1 protein-coding gene is annotated in these 312 nt (G+C 56.1%); it reads right to left on the bottom strand.

Annotated features, from left to right (window positions below; all coding sequences use genetic code 11):
- Positions 1–90: 90 nt before the first annotated feature.
- On the bottom strand, positions 91–312 hold a 222-nt coding region (locus EN845_RS35900), incomplete at its 5' end, for a hypothetical protein (protein WP_210235539.1).

Raw genomic sequence — 312 nt, 5'->3', positions numbered from 1 at the left:
GGCAGGTTTTTTGGATACAATGCGGCCCACCCCGGCTCCCCGAACGGGAACAAGGCCTGAAGGCATTAACTCCTGAAAATCTTCACATCTTCACGCGATCGCACCCGCGGACAGATGCGCCAGCGCATCCGTCAAGGCGAAAACTCCCCGGTTTCGCCCGACGAATGGCGGCACTGTGCGACCGACGGTGCCAGCGGCATGTGAATCACGCGCGCTATTTTTATGACGTGCGTCAAATAATAGGGGCGGACAAAATGGTTTTGCCGAAAATGCATATTGCTGCATGTGGCGGAGAATCCATTCCCCTCCATG

This window comes from Mesorhizobium sp. M8A.F.Ca.ET.202.01.1.1 (genome assembly GCF_004791595.1).
Classification (GTDB): Bacteria; Pseudomonadota; Alphaproteobacteria; order Rhizobiales; family Rhizobiaceae; genus Mesorhizobium.
Note: the sequence above shows the minus strand (reverse complement) of the source record. Positions and strands in the feature narration are given on the sequence as shown.